This window comes from Hyphococcus formosus (assembly GCF_046736345.1).
Taxonomy (GTDB): domain Bacteria; phylum Pseudomonadota; class Alphaproteobacteria; order Caulobacterales; family Parvularculaceae; genus Hyphococcus; species Hyphococcus formosus.
Map to the genome: position 1 here is coordinate 2,816,226 of NZ_CP157210.1, position 20,035 is coordinate 2,836,260.

Here is a 20,035-nt window from a genome sequence, read left to right on the forward strand (position 1 = left end):
TGACGCCTTCCCACCCCTATCGGGCCGCATTAGCTCAGCTGGTAGAGCACATCATTCGTAATGATGGGGTCAGGTGTTCAAGTCACCTATGCGGCACCATTTTGTTCAATAAAAACAATAAGATATAATTTTTTCAAATCAAGAACCCGTCCCGTCAATCGTTGGCGCTACCACAGCGCTACCAAGAGGCGCGAAGTGTTCTGGACTAATGATGCGAAAAGGACAGTAATGATGCACACTGCACCCTAAACCATTCATATAAATCGAAAGGGCAGACGTGGAAAACAAACCTTCATTTCTTAGGTCCGGTGAGCGCGCAAGGCTCTTTCCAGTTCTCGCAGAAACGTCCAAAGAGGGGCGAACTCTATCCGTTGTCCTATCTTCTATCGCCTATGTGGAGGAATTCGGGGCCGCGCTATTGGCAACCATTGGCCAACGTAAAGGGGCAAGAACAAAAATCGATGTATATACGGAGATTGTTTTCGCGAAAACGGACACAAAAATCCGTCCGGACGGTCTGATAGTGCTGACTACTGGAAAGAGGCAGTGGACGGCTTTAGTCGAGGCTAAAGTAGGGAATGCAGATCTGCAAATCCCGCAAATTGAAGCCTATTTGCAGCTCGCTCGTGATAACGGAATTGATGCGGTTGTTACCTTATCCAATCAATTCACAGCCCAGCCTAATCATCATCCGCTTTCACCCTCAAAAGGGGCGATGCGTAAGGTTGAGCTTTATCATTGGTCTTGGATGTTTATTTTAACGCAAGCAACGCTACAGCTCTCGTCCAATTCTATCAGTGATGTGGATCAATCAAGAATCCTAGCGGAGCTTGTCCGGTTTTTGTCTCATCCAAGTACTGGGGTGAAGGGCTTTGAGCGTATGCCTTCCGCGTGGACCGAAGTTGTCGCAGCGGTTCGAGGCACCGCACCACTTCAAAAAAATTCTGACAGTACTTTCGAAGTTATAGAGGCATGGCATCAAGAGGTGCGCGATTTATGCCTGATTATGAGTCGTCTGCTCCAAACCCAAGTTGAAGTTAAACTATTGCGTAGCCATCGAGCCGATCCAAAGTTGCGGAAAGAAGATGATGCGGCATTTTTAGCATCGGACAAGCGAGTAAGGTGTACGCTTGATATTCCCGATACAGCGAATTCGATTATGATCGAGGCAGACTTGCTTACACGATCAATAATGATGTCCATGAGATTGCTCGCTCCAAGCGATAGAAAATCATCAGGAGCCCGTCTTAATTGGCTGATAAAACAGTTATCGAAGACAAACTCTCCTGAAGTTTTCATCCGTGCTATTTGGCCAGGAAAGGCTCAAGCAACTCAATCTTCGTTACTAGAAGTTCGAGAAAATCCCGATAAATTAATTGCTGTCCGTGATAAGAAGATGGTTGTTACTTCGTTTGAGGTTTTATTTATTCGTGAGCTTGGGGGTAAGTTTTCTGGCGTACGTACTTTTATTGAGGGCGTGGAAAATGCGGTTCCTGATTTCTATGAAAACGTAGGTCAACATTTAAAAGCGTGGACACCCACCGCCCCCCAACTAAAGGGGAAAACCGAACCGTCGGATGTGTCACCACAGGCGATTTATCGTGAAGCTGAGTTCCCTCCATTAGACGTTGGCGTTTCGATCACGGACACCGAAAAACCAGAAACGGAACCTCCTTACGCGGATTCAGAAAGTGAATACGACCGTTCAAAAAAATAAAACCTAGTCAAATGGGTTTACGGCATTCCCCCTACAAATCCGCTCGTGTCATCATTCCTGATTAGCGAAAGTCGCGCGCGACTATGGCCGCAATGCGGGCGGCGGCATTTCAGTTCGCGCGCGACTTCCGCAAGCGTAACGTCACAATGATCGACTTTAAGCAACAACTGCACAGGGCTTTACAGCCACGTATGAAGGCACTTCATGCAGGTTGGATCACGGATGCAAAGAAGCCGTCAAAGTCTAAATATAGGCGTCCTATCGTCTCCGGTTTGCGCACGGCGTTAGTCCTCAAGCTATGTGGACCGCCCGTCCGTCCACATCCGCCGCCACCGAAGCAGAACAATAGGAGAACAAAAGGCTCAAGTTAAAATCAAGCTATCGGCAAATTGTCGCCACCGCCGGCGGGCTTAGTGGAAATGGAACTTGCGGCACGGGCTTGTTGTATTAAAAGGCTTAAGAGCCATGTTGTGGGGGTGGGACATGTTTGAACTAGATCAGCTATATGCTGTTACTCAACATTCGATATTCCGTTATGTAATTCTTGGATTGGCCGCAATAGGGATTTTATCCCTGTTTTACGTTATTATAAAAATAGCTCATTATACGTACATTGTAATGTTTAAGCCCATTAGTAAGTTAAAGAAATTAAAAATCATAGACGACTATGATGGCAACTACATCGTCATGCATCAAAGCGACTTAAAGGGTACAAATTTTAAGTCAGGTGACTTTATTAAACTAAGAATGAAGAATGGATTAGCATACAAAAAAATTGAAGGTGAGCTTCATCGTGGAAAAGGAAATACGATAAATGAAGGGAGCATAATGCTTCCGGAAACTGTCATTGAAAGCTTGTTTGGTGACATTAGAGTCCCAGAAGTTGCGGAATTTTCCATCGGACAAAGTACAAGCCTTTGGAACAGTCCTGACACGTCAGTAAGAATCGGTACGAGGGTCACTGTGTATGTAACAATAATCACGACAATTATCTCTGTACTGATCGAGATTTGGTCTGCCAAAGCGCTCTAAATAATCAGTGCTGGAAGCGCGACTTAAGCTTGAGGTAAGTATGTGCAACCGATATGCCAATAAAGGCTCTGTTGATGAGATCCGCCGCCTTGCCGCGTTGATGGAACACGATGTGGCAAGCACTGCGCAGACCGACAATTATGGCGGTCAAGAAAACATTTACCCCGATCAGGATGCGCCGGTGCTGCGGCCAGCCGGAACGGGCAAGTTAGAGCTTGCGATGTTGCGGTGGGGCTTTCCCCCTATCCCCGGCCAAAACGCGCCGATCACAAATATTCGCAATCTCAAAAGCAAATGGTGGAGCGACGTAAACCGCGAATGGATGACCAAGCCCGAGTATCGTTGCCTTGTTCCGTTTACAGCCTTTGCAGAGCCGGTGCGCGATTCAACTTGTTCACGGTGAAGGGTGTCGAGATAGCGTTCTTTGCTGGCGTGTGGCGGCCATGGAAGGGTGAAAGATTAGCTGAGCAACCGGGTAAGAAGCGCCGAGCGCGCGAGGAACGCGAATGGGAACTGTACGCATTTCTCACAACAGAGGCGAATGATCTAGTTCGGCCAGTGCATGAGAAGGCGATGCCGGTTATTCTCACCGATCCGAAGGAATGCAAGGCGTGGTTAGGCGGTGGGGTCGAAAGTCTGGAACAGCTCCAGCGCCCATATCCCCCGCAGAGCATGGAAACGAGATCAGCCAAGAGCTAGCTAAAGCATGAAAAAACTTTCCGAATGAATGTCAGGTTTTGTCAGGTTGTCTCGGAAATCGAAACCAAGCGATGGCGTCGATAAAGCCTTGCTGAAAATCAAGGCTATTCGCCTACCGGGCACTTTTGGGGGTATAATTGCGGGTATCGGTTCATCGCTGAGAAGTGACTACAATTAGCAAACCGCTCTGGCTCCTCAATTCTTCCAAAACCGTTCATCCAGCTCGCCGACAATTCTCCAGAACCGTTCGCCCGCCACTTCATCTGCGCGAGAAAGGCGGTGGTAGGTCTTACACCGCATCCATTTCGCTATGGTAGTCGCTCAATACAACGAACTTGGGGCGTCACACTATAAAGCTGCCTTGCGACCACATGAATGACTTCGCGTTCGCGCAGTTGACGATGATCCTCGCCAGGACGATTCCGTCCGCACAAAAGTAAGTTTTCCGGCTTTTGGAAGGTCTTATGCGGCTTTCGCCGGATCGTTTTTCCTGCAGCACTGGTATTGTATTCAAATATTCGATATTTGAGCTATCGGGGTTTATCTGGGGGCAGAAATGATTTGGGGCTATTTCCTCAGCGTTCTATCCATTCTAGGCATAGGGATTTCATGCTATCTAATGTACCCTCTGGAATCTAAGGGCCCGGCTTTTATCGCCTGGATTGTTCTGACCATTTCTGTCGGTCTGGCGGGAGCAGCCTATTATCTAATGGATCGCCGCGATTCACCGACTTATGCCTCATGGCGCATTAAAAAATTTTTCAACGGTCAACATATTCCAAACGCTGGAAGCCTTGTCGGGCGACTTACATACAGTTTTCTTAGGATACTCTTTCTATTCTTGTTACCCGCGTGCCTTATCGCCTTATTCATATTCTCATTATATTCGGACGGCGAAGTTTCAACACGCTTGCCTTGGTCAACCGCCGCGGACATGACGCATTGGTTGGGAAAACCAGACATCCAAAACGGGCTCTGGATTGAACTTCTTGGAGGTGCCTTTATTGGCGTCATCGGCTTTGCTTTAGCTGAAGCGCATCAAGTCCAGCAAAGAAGGGACGTGCTGGCAATCGCGCGTAGCGTAACATTTGTTTTGGAAAGGCGTTGCACGGAGCATCTTCGACTGGAAATTCCCGAAAAGGGCGACATTCCAGACATTATAATTACATCATCAATGCAACTTGTTAGTGACTTCGAGGGCATAACTCGAAATGTCGAAGCAGTACTGACTCACCCCGCAAGCGCGTTCCACATTCGACTGGCCATCCCGATTGTCAGGCTGACCGATTATTTGAAGAATAAAACTCTTGAGATAAAGGAACTCTCACCCGGCCTCGAATCACAGAGCGCTGATAGCGCACGAAAATCGGCGAGTGAGATAAGCGCATTTGCTAAACACTTCAGCTCTCAGGAGAACATGGATCGGTTTCGTGATTTGGCGTTTGCAATTGGATAGAACTTGTAGGAATTTCTTAATAAGATTCCTCCCGATTGCTCCTCAGCGCGTGTAGCACCTTGGTAGCAAGGGCGGAAACTCCATAAAAAATTCCGGATAAATTTCATTGCTCTTGCCTAAACGAACATCGGATTGACAATCCTATATCCCAATAATCACGGAGGCCGCTGCTGGAAAAATGAAACTCAGCGCTTCCAGAACCGTTCATCCAACTCGCCGACAATTCTCCAGAACCGCTCGCCCGCGATTTCATCTTTGCGAGAGAGGCGGTGGTAGGTTTTCCATCGCATCCACTTTGGTTTTTTGGGGAAGGGTTCATCCATACTACCTGATGCGCCAAGGTTTATGCGAACGTCCTGAGCGCGAGAAATCAGCCGATTGGGGCCATCCTCATACTGGCTCGGATAGGTCGCCCGGTGGCATACTCGGCATCTAAAATATTCACCGCCGTAAATCGCCCGGCAACGGCGCCGGCATGATAAGCAGACAATCCAGAGGCGCTCACCGCCGAATTTCTGCCCGGTACGCGCGAGGGGGATTTCTTCACGGATAGGGCGCCAATCGTCGCCCCGGTCTCTCACCCGGTAATCGAGAATGAAGCAGCTTCGCCGATAATCGACGTTGACTGACGCGACGCGCTCGCCATTGCGGGACCAAGTCAGCAATTGGCGCCCGTTTTCGCGCAGCATGTTCAGCCGCCGCAAATCGACTAGATCGATCTTGCGCAATGATGTCAGTTTCGTGGCGTCGCGTCCGCCACCGCTGCCCCATCCGCCCATTTTTTATTTTCTCGAAATCATGTGGCTAACCTGAGTTTTCCCGCCTGATAAAAAAGAGAGATTGGTTCCAACGACAAAAGTTTTTTGAGGGCATAATTCACAGGAAGTGTGTAAGCGCCGGTCGTTCGCGTCCAGCCCGGTCATGCAGCGAGCCCCCCACCACCTCATTTTTTCAAGTGTGGAAACGTAAAGTGTTGTTTCCTTCGCCGGTCGCAAGTCCCTTTCCCGCTGCTTGGGCGATGCCCCCGCCACGGGCCTTCTATTCCAGTTTTGTCACCCCCTAAAAGGGATACTACGTATGGTAGACTCTATAGGCAGTCCTCAAATGGACCGCAAAAATCAGGGAATTGGCGCTGACGAGTACCCCAGCGGAACGAAAGCGGTAGCGATTCATTTTTTCAGTCCTCAAATGGAACGCTACGCGGCTTTGCGTTCCGTATCGGTACCGACCTTTAAATTTTCCGTGTTCGATTTCCACTCTTTCCAAGCGTTCGTTGCTTGCGAAAATTTAGGTACATCGATTGTTTTGGATGTGACGGCCCAGGTTGCGGCGCGACGGCCGTACCAGTGACCTTCGCTCATTCGGACGATGAAACCTTTCTCTGTTAGTTCATCAAAGGCGCGTTTTATGGTAGTTTTCCCTAGCTGTAAAAGAGCTGCAGCATCAGCATAGGCTAGGCTTAGGTCGCCATTATTTCGCCCGTTATATCGAGAATGTAATTCTATGTAGACCTTCACGGCCCCACCGCTAAGCGAACGCCACGCCACTGACTTGGCCATCGTGTAGGGGATGGGGACGAATTGCCCCCCCTTTTTAGAGCGGCCTTTATTGCTATGTGGCGGCATTGCGGACCGCCCGCGCCGCGCTGAGATTTCTCAGGGCTTGCGCTTTTTGTTTGTCGGTGGCTGGGGCGCGGTATGGGTTTTCACCCATCCTGAAAGCCCAGAGAGCGCATGGCGATGAGGGGCATTCCGCGACGGCCATGGCGCTCCCACCGCAACAATCGAGACAGTGACGCCGTATGGCTCGGATCGGGTTGCGTTTTGCGGCGGTGGGTTCAGTCATGGCGCGCACCGTCGCCTAGAATGCCGAACGCAATCTCACAGATCGCCCGAGCAGTGGAGCCATCGATTCCAAATCGTTCGCGTACTAAATGAATCCTAAGCGCCATTGCGGCGTTGATTTCGGGCAAAGGGGTATTGTCCCCGCGTGCGGGTTTTCCTAAATCAGTCATAGTTTTAATTCCTTGGCCCTTGCCGCTGTGCGGCGGGGGCCTTTTTCTATGCGGCCTGCGAGGGCTCACTTGTTGATGTTTTCAGATTAGCGGCGATGTGTTCATCCAGATCGGATTTCCGATATCGGACGGCGGCGCCAATCTTGGTAAAATGTATTGCAGGCACACCACTTACACGCGACTTGGCAAGAAAACTTGCGGAAACACCAAGGTAGTCAGCTGCTTGTGCGGTGCTCAGCAATTTGTTGTCATCAGGCATTGCAGTTCCTTTCGATGTAATCCGAGGTAACTGCATCCAAATCTAGGTAATGAACGAGGTGTTGCGCACGTGGTTATGTGCGCAACACTTATTTCTTGTTTCGCCATTCCCGAGCAAAATTATCTAGGTCTTTCTGGATCGGCGCCAGCTTCTGAGCTTCCTCAATAATATCGTCGTTTGGAAATAAGCGTAAAATTGTAGACGGCTCAACTTCTAACGCTCTGGTAATGCTTCGGACGCTCGGAGTCACTCCGCAATTTATCATATCTATAGCCGTAAACAGTGCGGCAGATTTCCGCGCCTTTTTGAGTAGCGATTTATCGTAAGCATTTCCGGAGGGGCAAAGCTGCTCGCGAATAATGGCGAACAAAGAATCAGGAATTGACTCACCTTGCGAGTGGATTGTCGTTAAAATAATCTGAATGCAATAATTGACGAAAGAGTCCGAGACTTCCTCTTTCCTCGACTGCAAATGGGTGCGACCTGCTCGCGCAGATTCAGACCTCCTTTGTAGCAATCGAGCGATTGTAATGCATACAGTGTCGATAGACTCGATGTCGCCATCTATGGCGCCCATGAAGTCCAGTATATCAATTCCAAAACGTTCTAAGTCTTCTTGGATTAAACAAACGCGTTCAAACAAAGAGACGCCAATTAATTTATTTCCCAGACGCTCCGGATGGTCGATGAACTCCAAATAATCGTCCAAAGTCGGCGCAATTTCTAATCCCTCATAGAGCGTACAACGAAAACGAGGGGGTTCTTTTTTTTTATCTGAAGGCATAACTCCGTACTCCAAAAGCAGTATGAAACCCTGCGTAGATGCGTTGCTATGGGGAAAGTTCGGCGGCCAAACTTAGCCGCGCCGAATCATATTTATCCCCTCTTACGCATAGGGATGATCCTCGCTTTTCCACCGCTCATGCTGGCTGCTATTGAGGCGGCAACGGAATTTGCAGCGGCTTGGCGCGGATCATCAGCAAAATGAGCATAACGCGCGGTGGTCTGGGGTTGTGAATGCCCGAGCATAGAGCCAATCAACGGCAATGACATGCCGCCCGCTGCGGCCACGCTGGCGAAAGAATGCCGCAGATCATGAAGGCGCACGTCAGCCAATCCGGCTTCCGTCCTGATGCGGCGCCATGGCTTCTGCAGGTTCACTAGCGCCGCGCCTCTCTTTGCGCCGCAAATGACGTGGGGGTTATCCGATTGCCGGGGGAGCGTTGATAGAATCTCTTTGGCGGGCGCCGGTAGGGCGATGGTTTTTGCGCCAGTTTTTGAATCGGGCAGACGCAAAAAGCCCGCGTCCAAATCAACAAATTCCCACCGCAAAGTCAGGATTTCGGAAAGCCGGGCGCCGGTGAAAAGCAACAGCCGTATAGCGGCGGTGACGTAAGGGCTTTCTCCGAATTTTTCCGCGTGGGAGAGTGCGCCCCCAAGTCGCGCCAGTTCATCCGGCGATAGAAACCGTTCGCGAGCGATTTCCTTGTACTTTTTAACGCGACGGCATGGGTTGGAATTTTCGGGTCGTAGCCCCCAATCCTCCGCGATATTGAACATGTGCGATAATAAAGCCAGATAACGATTCGCCGCGTAAGGGGTTTCCTTCATGGATTGGTGAAAACGCGCAATGTCGCCACGCTGAATATCTTTGACGCGATACTTCCCCAATGCAGGGCGGATATGGTTTTTTAATGCGCGCGTTTCTTCCTTCGCGGTGGACGCCTTTTTGTGAAGCGCCGCGTAGTCCTTTAGATAGCGGTCGGCGAATAAGTCGAATGAATCAGCTTCACGGTCGGCTTTGGCTTCTAACGCCGGGTCGAGTCCGTCGCGGATTTTTGCTTTAAGACGTTCGGCCTCGCTGCGGGCTTTTTCAGGGGTCCAGCCGTCACCGTGTACGCCGATGGTTAGCCACCGTTGCACGCCACCGCGCCGATATTTCAGAACATAGCTGCGGGCGCCGCTGGCCCAGACTCGAACGCCAAGCCCCTTGATCTCGCCATCCCATATAGTTTCGCCCGGCTTTGCAGCATCTACGCGTCGTTTTGTGAGTTTTCCGGCCACGGCCCCCTCCTGAAATTTGGTAGCGCATAGATGATTTTTCTCGCTGCGCTACCACTGCGCTACCAATTTGGGTCTATCTGCAGGAATAGCAAGGCATAGAAATGCCTATTTTATATGATATTTTACACGAATAGGAATGTGGAGGAACAGCCAGAAATGTGTGAATTCAACATTCGTAATGATGGGGTCAGGTGTTCAAGTCACCTATGCGGCACCATTCACCCAATAAAAATGGCCCCAGCGGCTGAGTAACAAATGGTCATGAGCGTTGTAAACATCGCGTCAGTTATCTGACGAGTTCGCAATATAAGCAATAAGCCAGAGAGAACGCCGTAACATCAGTTACGGCACCACCAAATGGGAAGTCCATTACACACCTCTAGCAAGCGAATGATTGTCGTCGCGCGCCTCGAACGCGATTACAGAGCGGTGTGTTTCTGGCGTGAATTTTTCTATTTCCGCATCGCGGGGCGGAGCCAGGCGCTTGCGCGACATCCTAAAGGCTCAAACGCCGCGGCCGTAGCAAGTTGTTTTGAGGTCGATGCTGTCCAGACGATCGGTGATGGCGACCATTGTATCATGCGTATAGGTCACGGTGATTTCTTTGAAGTCTTCACCGGAGATTGTTTCTGTACGCATGGAGATCGAAAGGTCGGACAATTCGCTGGCTTTGAATTTGCTTTTTACGGCAGTTTCAATCGCGTCTTCGTCGCTGGCACCATGAATGAGGATTTGGCGCGCGCCGGCTGTGCAGGCGGCGCTAACCCGGCTTTGGTCGTAAAGGGCCAAACCGGTTTCTAAGATACCGAGGACAGAGATAAAGATTAGCGGTGACACCAGCGCGAATTCAATCGCGGCGGTTCCGTCACATGCATTCGCAAATCTATTTTTCCCAAGAGGCGTCATTGTGCTTGTACTTGAATGTCTGCTTTTAACGTCATGTGTGGAATCAGGATCGGCGAATAATTTTCGCTCGCGGATATGGAAATAAACCGCGCCGGAGATGATCCGCTACAGCTGCCGCCACAAGAAATTTCCGTCGCGCTTCCGGGGCATCGGCAAACTTCGGTGACGGTTACGGTGGGCCTTGCTTCGCCCACATCCAGTGCTTCGCTTTTGCTGTAGCCAGTGGCCGCAACGCTGACAAGTTCGGTCACCCGGTCTGAATCGTCTTCGCCGCTAATGACAAACTCCGCGCCGGTTCTGACGGATTGGTCCAAATTCATCTGTTTACTGAAAGCAATGCCGATATCGAGAATTGAAATCACAGAGAATATGAAAAGCGGGGCCGTGATGGCGAATTCAACCGCTGATGTTCCGCGTTTGCAGCGCGTAAAAGATCGGAAAACCGGCTTTAATGTGCGTTGTGTTTTCATAATCTATTCCACAAGTGCGATGTTGCCAGCAGTTGTAATGTCCGTCGTGCCGCTATTCGAGCAATCGGTGTCAAATTCAGAGCTGCCCCAGAATTCGACGGTCATGCCAACGACCTGCGTGCATTCACCGGAGCCGAACCCGCTCGAGTTACCAGAATATTTTACGTCCGCAGAGGGGGCGTAAATAGCGCCAACAACGGCAACGCCGGCGTTACCTGTTAGGTCCATATCGCCACCATTGTTCCGTGCACCATAGATCGCGATGCCTGCATAAGGGCCCGTAGTCGGGGCTTTTATGTCCAGATCGAATGAGCCATTGACCTTGACGGAAACATTCTCGCCAAGATAAAGCGTCACGCCTGTTCCGGTAATGCTGTTATTTCCGTTCAGACGCAATTCACCAGAACCATCGAAGACATAGACACCGGGCGATAGGTTTACGTCGCCCTCGACTTTCTCGTTTCCGGATACTGTATAGCAGCCGGGCGAGGGGTTTGTACTTCTATTCTTTCTTGAAAAATCAGAGAACGAACTACATCCACTCGCTGTTGGTTCTGGTACGGCAGCATATGGATCATTCGTTGGTGTTGTTCCGGTGCGTGGATTTCCGCAATCAAGATCAAGCACATTATGACTATCGTCAACACCGCCCGGCGTATTCGCACACTGAGCTTCGAAATCTGCGCTATTACCAGTGGTTTTTATAGCTGAGGAACTTGTGGAGTTTGCTGAAATGTTACACCCGTCAAGTTCGACATCCGTAGAGCCGCCAATCGATATGGCACCCGATGCTGTCGGGCTTAGCGCAAGAACACAGGCCAGATCGCCAGCCATGGCGCGTGCGGTAGCCATCGTAGTGAACTGAATATCCCCTTTGCCGAACAGGGCAGAAAAACGCCGCGGAATAGAATGGGTCAGAATGAGCTGCGTGGCCATCACATCGCCAGTATAATCGCCTTTAATTGGCGGCATGTAGACTTCGGCCCCTGTGTCATCACCTGCATATCCGCCCGCCGCAGCGACCGCGACCGCAACGGCTTCAAGTTCAGACTTGAGGGCGATACCGGAATTTCGCTGGGTAGCCGCAGAATAGGCGGCCATGTCTGTGGCGTTTTGCACTTTCTGTTTTTGCAAAAGCCAATAACCTGCCTCAGCACCGAAGGCGAGACCGGCAATTACAATTGGGACCAGGATCGCAACAACAATTGCCGCAGCACCGTCAGTGTCTTTTCGAAACGCGCAAAGGCGTGTGTAAACTGATTTCGCCATAAGGTTACCTAGCATTCTTGCTGAGGATCCTTCATACCAAAAACTGCCCTAACACTTTGTTCCAAGATAGCGAGGAATAACGCCTATTGCGGAAAGGGTTTGTTAACCTAAATTGCGGGTCGGTTATTCGTATAGATACAATTGCGCGTAAAAAAACGCGCCCGAACTGAATCGGGCGCGCTTGGTGCTGTGGCGCGATTTAGAGGTCGGCGCGAAGGCGGAAATAATAGAGCCCGCCAGAATATCCGGCTGGTGCAACCGGAGGATATTGTGAACCGGCGACGCCTGCATTGGCCGCCGATAATGCATCAGGATAGGAGTCAAAGACGTTTTGAACACCGGCGATGATTTCGACCCCTTCGACGATTTCCAGTCCCGCTTCGAGATCGACGGTAACTTGTGCACTACCATTATGTGGCAAGTCACATGACGGGAATGGGCCGTTATTCACCGCATCAAGATGGCATTCAAAGAATTTGCCGTAGAAATTAACTCTGGCGAGGCCGCGGAAAATACCTTGATAATGGTTGAAGGTCATATTCCCGCGAACGGCCGGTGTTGAGTCTTCAATCTGACGTGCCCGGCCCGTCGAAAGCGGTGCCGCCGTATCAAGACCGAGGTCAGTGACTTTGGTGTCGGTCCAGTTAAAGGCCAGTGCCATGTTGGTGCTTGAACCTTGATAGAGTTCAAAGTCCGTGCTGGCGACGATATCGATCCCTTGGGTTCTTGTGTCGAACGCATTCTGGAAGAAGCCGAAGCTGGTCAGGTCTTCGGAGCCAGCGAAGTCACTTGCATTCAGAATGCCGTTCGCATCAAGACTAAAGAGAATGACACTGGTGATGCCATCATCAGAATTGATCATCATGTCGCCATTCACATCAGCTGTAACGCCCATATCTGCGGCACTCAGCCCGGCATCAAGCCCAGCGGCGAACAAAGCCCCGCGGAAGTCTTGCTGGTCCGAGATTGCGATACGGTCTGTCACTTTGATGCGGAAATAATCGACCGTGATTTCGAAATTCCCGAGCCCAAAGCCAACACCGGCCGTAAAGTTCTTGGACTCTTCTGGACCGAGGGTCGGACGCGAGCCGGTAGATGCCTCAAGCTGGTCGGCGATGAATTGCCCTGCCGCGCTCGAAAGCGGTAATGTGCCCTGATCTTGCAGTTGTCCGCCAGAGAACTGCGTCGTGATGTTGGTCACATTTGCCTGACCTGCCGTTGGCGCGTGGAAGCCAGTTGAGTAGGTCGAGCGAAGGGTAACCCCTTCGTTAAGTTTAAATAAGGCACCGACCTTATAATTGATCGTGTCACCAAAGGAGTCATAGAAGTCCTCATAGCGGACCGCGCCCTGAAGCGTGAATTGATCCGTGATGTCCGTTTCAACTTCGGTGTAGATCGCATAGTTCTTTTGCGATGTGGTTCCAGCACTTGCGGGGGTAAAGCCGCCAAAGCCGTTCGAACTGGATGAGAATCCCTGCCCGCCCGGATAGGCCATTGACGGTGCCGCGAGCGGCCCGATCTGGAATGATGCTGGATCACCTGCACGGATGGTGAATTCCTCTTCACGATGCTCAAAGCCCATCGCGAGAACGATATCAGAAGCGAACATATCGTTCGGGATCGCATAGGCGAAGTCAGCGTTGAAGTTCAGGTCTTTTTGCGTATAGCCGCCAGGTCTGAACTCTGTTGGTGTGTTGGGTCCAAGGCTGGCATTCACCGTGTTGTTGATAAAGAAGTTTATGTCGTTTTGGCCATAGGTAACCGAAAGGTCATAAGACAATCGGCCCAACAAGCCACGGAAACCGCCGACGACCGATTTGTCTTCGAGGTTGCCGCCAAAGCGCGGGGTAAAGCCGCCGGGGAAGAGTTCGTTAAACACGAAACAATCGGGATCGGCGGAAACCGCTGCGAGCGCTACCGGATCAGGCACATTGTCAGTGATCGTGATCGTGGGGCACATGCCGGACCCGTCTGCGGTCAGGTCACCCACCAGCAAGGTAGCGCCGCCGTCATTTGAAAAGACGCCTGGGCGCGTATTGGGATTACGGAAGAAGAAGCCCCCTTCTACTTCGCGTTCCGCGTAGTTGCCGAAGGTGTACATCTCAATGGCTTCGGAGAATGGCACGGCCATATTCGCGAAGATTGTGAAATCGTCGTTGACGTTTGGCTGGCCCCAGATTTGTGCCGGATTAGCAACCGCAGTATTGCCCGCTGCGATAAGGGCCGCCGCGTCGTCCCGTTGAACGGACCGGCTCGTGGCGTCAATTTCTCCGTACTCGCCGCTTATGTTGAAAAAGCCGCCCTGACCAACCGGAATGGGAAGCCCAAGATTGGCGGAGATGCTGTACTGATCGCCATCGCCTTCATAGGTTTGGCCCCATTCGGCTTCGAATGATGCGCCGTCTGGTGCGTCCTTCAACACGAAGTTGATGACGCCAGCAATCGCGTCTGATCCGTATTGAGATGATGCGCCGTCACGCAGGACTTCGACCTGTTTCAAGGCGATCGTCGGAATAACCGAAATATCGGGCCCTTGCGATCCGTCTGATAACCCGCCCCCCAGGAAGGTGATCACGGCCGCGCGGTGTCGGCGTTTATTATTGACGAGAACCAAGGTCGAATCAGGTGGCAGTCCGCGTAGGTTTGCCGGGCGGATAAGCGTCGCTGCATCCGAGATTGGCTGTGTGTTGACGTTATATGAAGGCACTGACGTACGGAGTATATTCTGAATGTCCGTATCGCCTTGATTGAGCAACTCATCGCCGCCGATAACGTCAACCGGGGCAGGGGTGTCAGCGGCAGAGCGCGCATCGCGCCGTGTACCAACCGTTATCACTACATCGGAACTACTACTACTGGCACCGCTAGATTCGTCTTGCGCAAGAGCAGTCGGCATTGAAACACAAAAGGCGGATGCGGCAATTACGCTCGCCGTCGTGGTACGCAATAGCATTCTTTTCATGATTATTTCCCTCTGATGTAGTTGATTTGTTGGCGTTCTCCAAAGTTGGTTGTCATGCATGAACGGATAAACGTTAGGTTGCGGTGTCATCCGGGCCAAGAACGTTCGTCAGCGAATTTTCCGCAGTTTGTAGACGATTTAGCCAATTATGCAGAGCATAATGCTCTGAACCCGGAGAAGTTATTGTTTTGCATAGCATAACATTGCGCGACAGATTCCGTTGCAAATGTGCAACTAAATCGCGCAATCATAATGTTCGGTGGCAAATCGTCGTCTCTTGCATAGCAATACCCTTTTTTATTGCGACGCAAATAGAGGTGTGCGGAGGGAATCGATCAGTAATCTGTCAAATATAGATCGTGTTTCCCCAAAGTGATTCTTTTGGCAGCGATAGTTTGGCATCGGATAATATCACACCGCCTTGGCGATCATTCGCAATCCATAAGGGTCCATCTAGATCGGCAAAATCGGCCTTTTGCGCGATATGGAGCGCCGGTGCGATCGAGAGCGAGGTGCTCACCATACAGCCGATCATAACGCCAAAATCGAGTTCACGGGCACGCGCCAAAAGGCGCAAAGCTTCGGTTAAGCCGCCAGTTTTATCGAGCTTAATATTGACGATCTGGTAGCAGTCCTTCAGTGCCTCAAGCCCTTCTGATGTGTGGCAAGATTCGTCGGCGCAGTTGGGGACTAATGGAACAAACTGTTTAAGGCTTTCGTCCTCTGCGGCGGGCACCGGTTGTTCAACAAAAGTCGTTTTCAGATCAGACAAAAGCGGCTGCAAGTTTTCCAATAAGTCTGCATTCCAGCTTTCATTCGGATCAACAATCATCTGCGCATCAGGGATCACAGCTCTTACGGCGCGCAGACATGCGGCCGGGTCATTCGCATCCACTTTGACTTTGATGAGGGGGGCGCCTTTTAGCGGTTCGGCGGCCGCGGCCATTTTCTCCGGGGTGTCGAGACCAATCGTCACCGCTGTGGTGACCGGATTGAGTGTGCCGACGTCAATGAGGGACGAAACCGATTGACGCGCAATTTTTGCTTCGAGGTCCCATAATGCGCAATCAACAGCATTACGCGCGGCCCCCGCTGGCATCAGCGATAGCAATTCGTCGCGGCTGGCACCGTCACAAATCGCATCTGAAACAGCATCAATTTGTTCGGCGACACTCTCGCAGCTCTCACCATAACGCAAATAGGGCACACATTCTCCGTGTCCGGAAAAAGACCCTTCGGTAATTTCCACATAAACGACATCCGCAGCGGTTTTGACACCGCGCGAGATTCGAAATGGTGATGAAAGAGGCCAGCTTTCTATGCGGCAACTGATTTGTCGAAGCATTCAATCAACCTGTCTGCGATCCGGTTAACCCCCATCGCAATTGGGTCCTGACACGGAAGGCCCAAGCTTTGTTCGATCTCGTCGCATGCCTTTCGTGCCTGTTCCGGGCTAAGGCGCGAAGCGTTGACGCATACGCCGACGGCAATGGCATTCGGATTTGTAACTTTTGCGGCTTCAAGATTTGCCTTTAGGCATGTGGCCAGGTCCGGTAAGGGCCGGCCCGGTAACCCGCGCATATGCGGGCGATCAAGCTCGTGGCAAAGGACCAACGCATCGGCCTGCGCGCCATGCAAGAGACCGAGCGAGACACCGGCATAGGATGGGTGGAAGAGAGACCCTTGCCCTTCGATCAGGTCCCATCCGTTATCCTCGCGCGCTGGCGAAATCATCTCTACGGCACCAGAGATAAAATCAGCGATGACCGCATCAATTGGAATACCGCTTTGCGCGATCAAAATACCGGTTTGCCCGGTTGCGCGAAAATCTGCGTTTATGTTCCGGCTACGAAGTTCTTTCTCCAGGGCGAGGGTGGAGTACATTTTCCCGACCGAACAATCGGATCCGACGGTCAATAGCCGTCGTCCCGCGCGCGGTTCGCCATTGCCGACTTTAAGATTGGCAGGCGGTTGGCGGATGTCGAAAAGTTTCCTGTCGTTGCGTTCTGCTGCTGCGACGATCTCCGGATGAGATTTTAGCCGGTCATGCAACCCTGAGGCGACATTCAATCCGGCATCAAGCGCGGCGATTGCGTCTTCAATGATTTGTGCACCCATCAAGCCGCCAGCATTGGCGATTCCAATGACGAGGGTTTTTGCACCTTTGGCGACTGCATCGGTAAAGCCAAGTTGCGGCAGATTGAGTGTTACCGTGCAGCCCTCAGCGCGATATTCTCCAACACATAATTCCGGACGCCATGCGGCAACGCCGCGCGAGGTTTTAACCGAAAGCTCGTCTTTGGCATCACCCAAATAAAGTAGGTACGGAGTGGGAATTGTTTTCATCTAGCGCCATCTAATGTTTCGCGTATCACGGTTCATAGGTTCGGATATTACCGTTAGCGTGAAAAGCATTATCTTTAATGGTTTTCATAGCTTAAGGTTATTTGCCCGGCTAAAACCGGCTCGATGCAATCTCCGCTTCCAAGACTTCGATAAATTTTTCTGCGGTTCTTGAAAGCGGGCGGTCTTCTAAATGAACGCAATAGACCTTGATTTCGGCTTCGTCGGTCAGGGGCCGGAAATAAAGATCATTGCGCTGACTTGCGCGCGCCGTGAATTCATCGACAACAGCAACCCCTGCGCCGTGGCGAACAAGCGCAGCCGCGACATAATAGGTTTGAACGAAGATCGTTGCGTCACCAAACGCATCCACGCTTAATTCATTGCTGAACAAATTGCCGACGACGCCAGCGCCTGTCAGGCGAATAAGGTCATGCCCCTTAAAGGCTTCCAGCGAAATACGATCAGGGGGATTGAGTAAATCCTCTTTGCGGAAAAGCCCCACAAGCTCTCCGGTTCCTACGACCATTTCTCGCAGGCGAGGGTGATGGGGCGCATCAAACCCAACTGTAAGGTCGGTTTGGCGCTCATAGAGCGATCGAAGAACATCGTTGTTATGAAGGGTTTGTAACTCGACCGAGACGTCTGGATTTTCACGGCGGAATTTCGCGATCGCCGCCGGGGCGATTTCCAGACCGATTGACGGCAACACGCCCAAGCGCAACAACCCATCATCGCCGCGGCGCAAATTCTTTGTCGTCTCACGCAGGGATTCTACGCGGTTATAAAGCTCGCGCGCTTCCCGAAATAAAATATGCGCTTCATTGGTGGGCACTAACCGCCCACGCACGGATTGAAAAAGCGCAAAGCCAATTCGTGACTCTGCATGTTTGAGAACTTTACTGACGGAGGGTTGCGAAACGTTGAGCGCGCGTGCGGCGGCACTTACAGAGCCGGTTTCGTAAACCGCGTGAAAGACCTCGATATGGCGTAAATTCATCATAGGTCGATATATACTCCACAATCCCTGTTTGGCGATATTGGTGCGTGAGGATAGGCGTAATCGCGGCTCAACATTATAAGTTGCCGCCTATACCCGCGGGTTATGGATACGCTAAATCATGGTCATACTTCCCGGTTGACCGGATCATGAACCCCATGAAGATTCGCAAATTGGTTCGCCTTGGGCGAAATCGCCGATATTGCTGGGAGCGACGGGCATGAAGATCGACATTGCGAAATTAACGGCAAAAATTACGGGGGCTGCCCTCGGCGCGAGTGCATTGCTGCTTGGATGCACTGAAAGCCCAGTTCAATATGACGTTATTATCCGTGGTGGTGAAGTCATAGACGGGACGGGCGCGCCGCAGTTTCGCGCCGATATCGCGATTGTCGGCGATAAGATCGAAGCAATCGGTGATGTAGATGGTGATGCAAAACAAATCATCGACGCAGCGGGCCTTATTGTTGCGCCGGGTTTCATAGACCCCCACGCTCATGCGGCACCGGGTATTGAAACCGCATCATTAGCGCCCGCACCACAGCTATTATATCAAGGTATCACAACGGTGATCCTTAATCCGGATGGTGGTGGCCCATCACGATTGGCACCGCAAATCGAGAATCTGAAATCTAACCGACCCGGGGTCAATACGGCTTTGGCTATTGGCCATAACGCCGTGCGGCGCGAAATCATGGGCGAAGAAGATCGGGAACCTACCATGGCGGAGCAAGCCGCGATGGAAGGGCTCGTGAAAGATGCGATGGAGGCAGGGGCGCTGGGGCTATCATCGGGGCCTTTCTATACGCCGGGGAAATATTCCAAGACGCAAGAGATCATAGGGCTTGCGTCGGTCGCGGCGAATTATCCGGTTGCGTTTCACACAAGCCACATCCGCGATGAATCGAATTACGATATCGGTGTCTTGGCCGCTATCGAAGAGGTGATTGAGATTTCGCGGCAAACGGGAATAACGGGCATCGTCACCCATATGAAAATGCTTGGCCCACAAGTCTGGGGTAAGTCATCAGATGCGATCGCGCTAATAGAGAACGCGCGCCGCGAGGGTGTTTCGGTGTGGGCGGATCAATATCCTTATACCGCGTCGGGAACGTCGCTAAAGGCCGCGTTGGTCCCCGGTTGGGCAAGAAATGGTGGCGACCAGGAAATGATCCGCAGACTGTATAACCCAGTACAGAGAGCGAAGATTAGATCAGAGATGGCGACCAATCTCGAACGCCGCGCGGGGGCGGGCGCAATCATGATCCGGAATTACGCGCCCAACCCCGACTATGTGGGTATGCGCCTTGATGAAATCGCCGAGGACATGGGGCTTGATCCTTTGGATGCTGCAATTGAGCTTTTAATCAATGACAGCCCGTCGATCATTTCCTTCAATATGAGCGAACAAGACCTTGAAGCGATCATGAAGCAGCCTTGGACCATGACAAGCTCTGACGGAACGCTGTCAGAACCCGGCAGTCGGCTTGAACACCCTCGCTCTTTTGGTGCCTTTCCGCGCAAAATTCGTCGTTATGTTTTGGAGCGTGATACGGTATCGCTTGAAGATGCGGTCCGTGCCGCAACCTCTTTAACGGCTGAAGTCCACGGCATTGAAAAACGTGGTACCCTCACAAAAGGAAACTACGCAGATATCGTCGTTTTTGACCTCGCCACTATCAATGATACGGCGACCTATCAAAAGCCCGAAGCCATGGCCGCGGGCATGCAATTTGTACTGGTGAATGGCTCGCTCGCAATCAATGACGGGAAGGTCACGGAAACGCAGCATGGACGCCTATTATTACGGGGACAGCAATAGGCAAGTGTAAATGGTGAGCGGA

At 51.5% G+C, this 20,035-nt stretch carries 18 protein-coding genes and 1 tRNA gene; 8 read left to right on the forward strand and 11 right to left on the reverse strand.

Features of this window, described 5'->3' with window-relative positions; all coding sequences use genetic code 11:
• The first annotated feature begins 23 nt into the window (after window positions 1-23).
• The 6 genes from ABFZ83_RS13145 (at window position 24) to ABFZ83_RS13170 (ending at window position 4,904) form a co-directional block, all read left to right on the forward strand.
• Window positions 24-99, forward strand: a tRNA-Thr gene (locus tag ABFZ83_RS13145).
• A gap of 178 nt (window positions 100-277) precedes the next feature.
• Window positions 278-1,717 carry a hypothetical protein gene (locus tag ABFZ83_RS13150; protein ID WP_411817010.1) on the forward strand — a complete coding sequence of 480 codons (1,440 nt, stop codon included), beginning with the start codon at window positions 278-280 and terminating at the stop codon, window positions 1,715-1,717.
• Window positions 1,718-2,200: 483 nt separating this feature from the next.
• Complete coding sequence (locus tag ABFZ83_RS13155; protein ID WP_411817011.1) at window positions 2,201-2,749, forward strand: hypothetical protein; 549 nt, start codon at window positions 2,201-2,203, stop codon at window positions 2,747-2,749.
• A 40-nt stretch (window positions 2,750-2,789) separates the two neighbouring features.
• Complete coding sequence (locus ABFZ83_RS13160) at window positions 2,790-3,152, forward strand: SOS response-associated peptidase family protein (RefSeq protein ID WP_411817012.1); 363 nt, start codon at window positions 2,790-2,792, stop codon at window positions 3,150-3,152.
• Window positions 3,068-3,448, forward strand: a complete 381-nt coding sequence (locus ABFZ83_RS13165; protein WP_411817013.1) for an SOS response-associated peptidase family protein — start codon at window positions 3,068-3,070, stop codon at window positions 3,446-3,448. The genes ABFZ83_RS13160 and ABFZ83_RS13165 overlap by 85 nt, the downstream gene beginning before the upstream one ends.
• Before the next feature lie 556 nt (window positions 3,449-4,004).
• Window positions 4,005-4,904, forward strand: coding sequence for a hypothetical protein (locus tag ABFZ83_RS13170; protein WP_411817014.1), 900 nt, complete (start codon window positions 4,005-4,007; stop codon window positions 4,902-4,904).
• 185 nt (window positions 4,905-5,089) lie between these two features.
• On the opposite strand, the gene ABFZ83_RS13175 is transcribed toward ABFZ83_RS13170, so the two are convergent.
• Complete coding sequence (locus tag ABFZ83_RS13175) at window positions 5,090-5,683, reverse strand: hypothetical protein (protein WP_411817015.1); 594 nt, start codon at window positions 5,681-5,683, stop codon at window positions 5,090-5,092.
• Window positions 5,684-6,008: 325 nt separating this feature from the next.
• Here ABFZ83_RS13175 and ABFZ83_RS13180 point away from each other — a divergent pair, with 325 nt between their 5' ends.
• Window positions 6,009-6,254 (forward strand): hypothetical protein, encoded by a 246-nt coding sequence (locus ABFZ83_RS13180; RefSeq protein WP_411817016.1) that lies wholly within the window; start codon window positions 6,009-6,011, stop codon window positions 6,252-6,254.
• A 710-nt stretch (window positions 6,255-6,964) separates the two neighbouring features.
• Here the strand turns inward: ABFZ83_RS13180 and ABFZ83_RS13185 are convergent.
• From ABFZ83_RS13185 to ABFZ83_RS13230, 10 genes are all read right to left on the reverse strand, one after another.
• Window positions 6,965-7,177 (reverse strand): helix-turn-helix domain-containing protein, encoded by a 213-nt coding sequence (locus tag ABFZ83_RS13185; protein WP_411817017.1) that lies wholly within the window; start codon window positions 7,175-7,177, stop codon window positions 6,965-6,967.
• A gap of 88 nt (window positions 7,178-7,265) precedes the next feature.
• Window positions 7,266-7,961 (reverse strand): hypothetical protein, encoded by a 696-nt coding sequence (locus tag ABFZ83_RS13190; RefSeq protein WP_411817018.1) that lies wholly within the window; start codon window positions 7,959-7,961, stop codon window positions 7,266-7,268.
• 92 nt (window positions 7,962-8,053) lie between these two features.
• Window positions 8,054-9,241 carry a tyrosine-type recombinase/integrase gene (locus tag ABFZ83_RS13195; RefSeq protein ID WP_411817019.1) on the reverse strand — a complete coding sequence of 396 codons (1,188 nt, stop codon included), beginning with the start codon at window positions 9,239-9,241 and terminating at the stop codon, window positions 8,054-8,056.
• Window positions 9,242-9,745: 504 nt separating this feature from the next.
• Entirely contained in the window at window positions 9,746-10,147 is a 402-nt protein-coding gene (locus tag ABFZ83_RS13200) for a TadE/TadG family type IV pilus assembly protein (protein ID WP_411817020.1), read from the reverse strand.
• Complete coding sequence (locus tag ABFZ83_RS13205; RefSeq protein ID WP_411817021.1) at window positions 10,144-10,617, reverse strand: TadE/TadG family type IV pilus assembly protein; 474 nt, start codon at window positions 10,615-10,617, stop codon at window positions 10,144-10,146. The genes ABFZ83_RS13200 and ABFZ83_RS13205 overlap by 4 nt, the downstream gene beginning before the upstream one ends.
• Before the next feature lie 3 nt (window positions 10,618-10,620).
• Window positions 10,621-11,886: a TadE/TadG family type IV pilus assembly protein gene (locus ABFZ83_RS13210; protein WP_411817022.1), complete on the reverse strand. Its 1,266-nt coding sequence runs from the start codon at window positions 11,884-11,886 to the stop codon at window positions 10,621-10,623.
• A gap of 199 nt (window positions 11,887-12,085) precedes the next feature.
• The gene (locus ABFZ83_RS13215; RefSeq protein WP_411817023.1) at window positions 12,086-14,848 is read right to left on the reverse strand and encodes a TonB-dependent receptor plug domain-containing protein; all 2,763 of its coding nucleotides are present in this window, start codon (window positions 14,846-14,848) and stop codon (window positions 12,086-12,088) included.
• Between the two features lie 346 nt (window positions 14,849-15,194).
• Entirely contained in the window at window positions 15,195-16,193 is a 999-nt protein-coding gene (dgcA, locus tag ABFZ83_RS13220; protein WP_411817024.1) for an N-acetyl-D-Glu racemase DgcA, read from the reverse strand.
• Window positions 16,166-17,194: an N-acetyltransferase DgcN gene (gene dgcN / locus ABFZ83_RS13225; protein WP_411817025.1), complete on the reverse strand. Its 1,029-nt coding sequence runs from the start codon at window positions 17,192-17,194 to the stop codon at window positions 16,166-16,168. Before dgcN ends, dgcA begins: the two co-directional genes overlap by 28 nt.
• A gap of 109 nt (window positions 17,195-17,303) precedes the next feature.
• A complete protein-coding gene (locus ABFZ83_RS13230) occupies window positions 17,304-18,194 on the reverse strand; it encodes a LysR family transcriptional regulator (RefSeq protein ID WP_411817026.1) in 891 nt (296 codons plus the stop codon).
• A 217-nt stretch (window positions 18,195-18,411) separates the two neighbouring features.
• Here ABFZ83_RS13230 and ABFZ83_RS13235 point away from each other — a divergent pair, with 217 nt between their 5' ends.
• The gene (locus ABFZ83_RS13235) at window positions 18,412-20,013 is read left to right on the forward strand and encodes an N-acyl-D-amino-acid deacylase family protein (protein WP_411817027.1); all 1,602 of its coding nucleotides are present in this window, start codon (window positions 18,412-18,414) and stop codon (window positions 20,011-20,013) included.
• Window positions 20,014-20,035 lie beyond the last annotated feature (22 nt).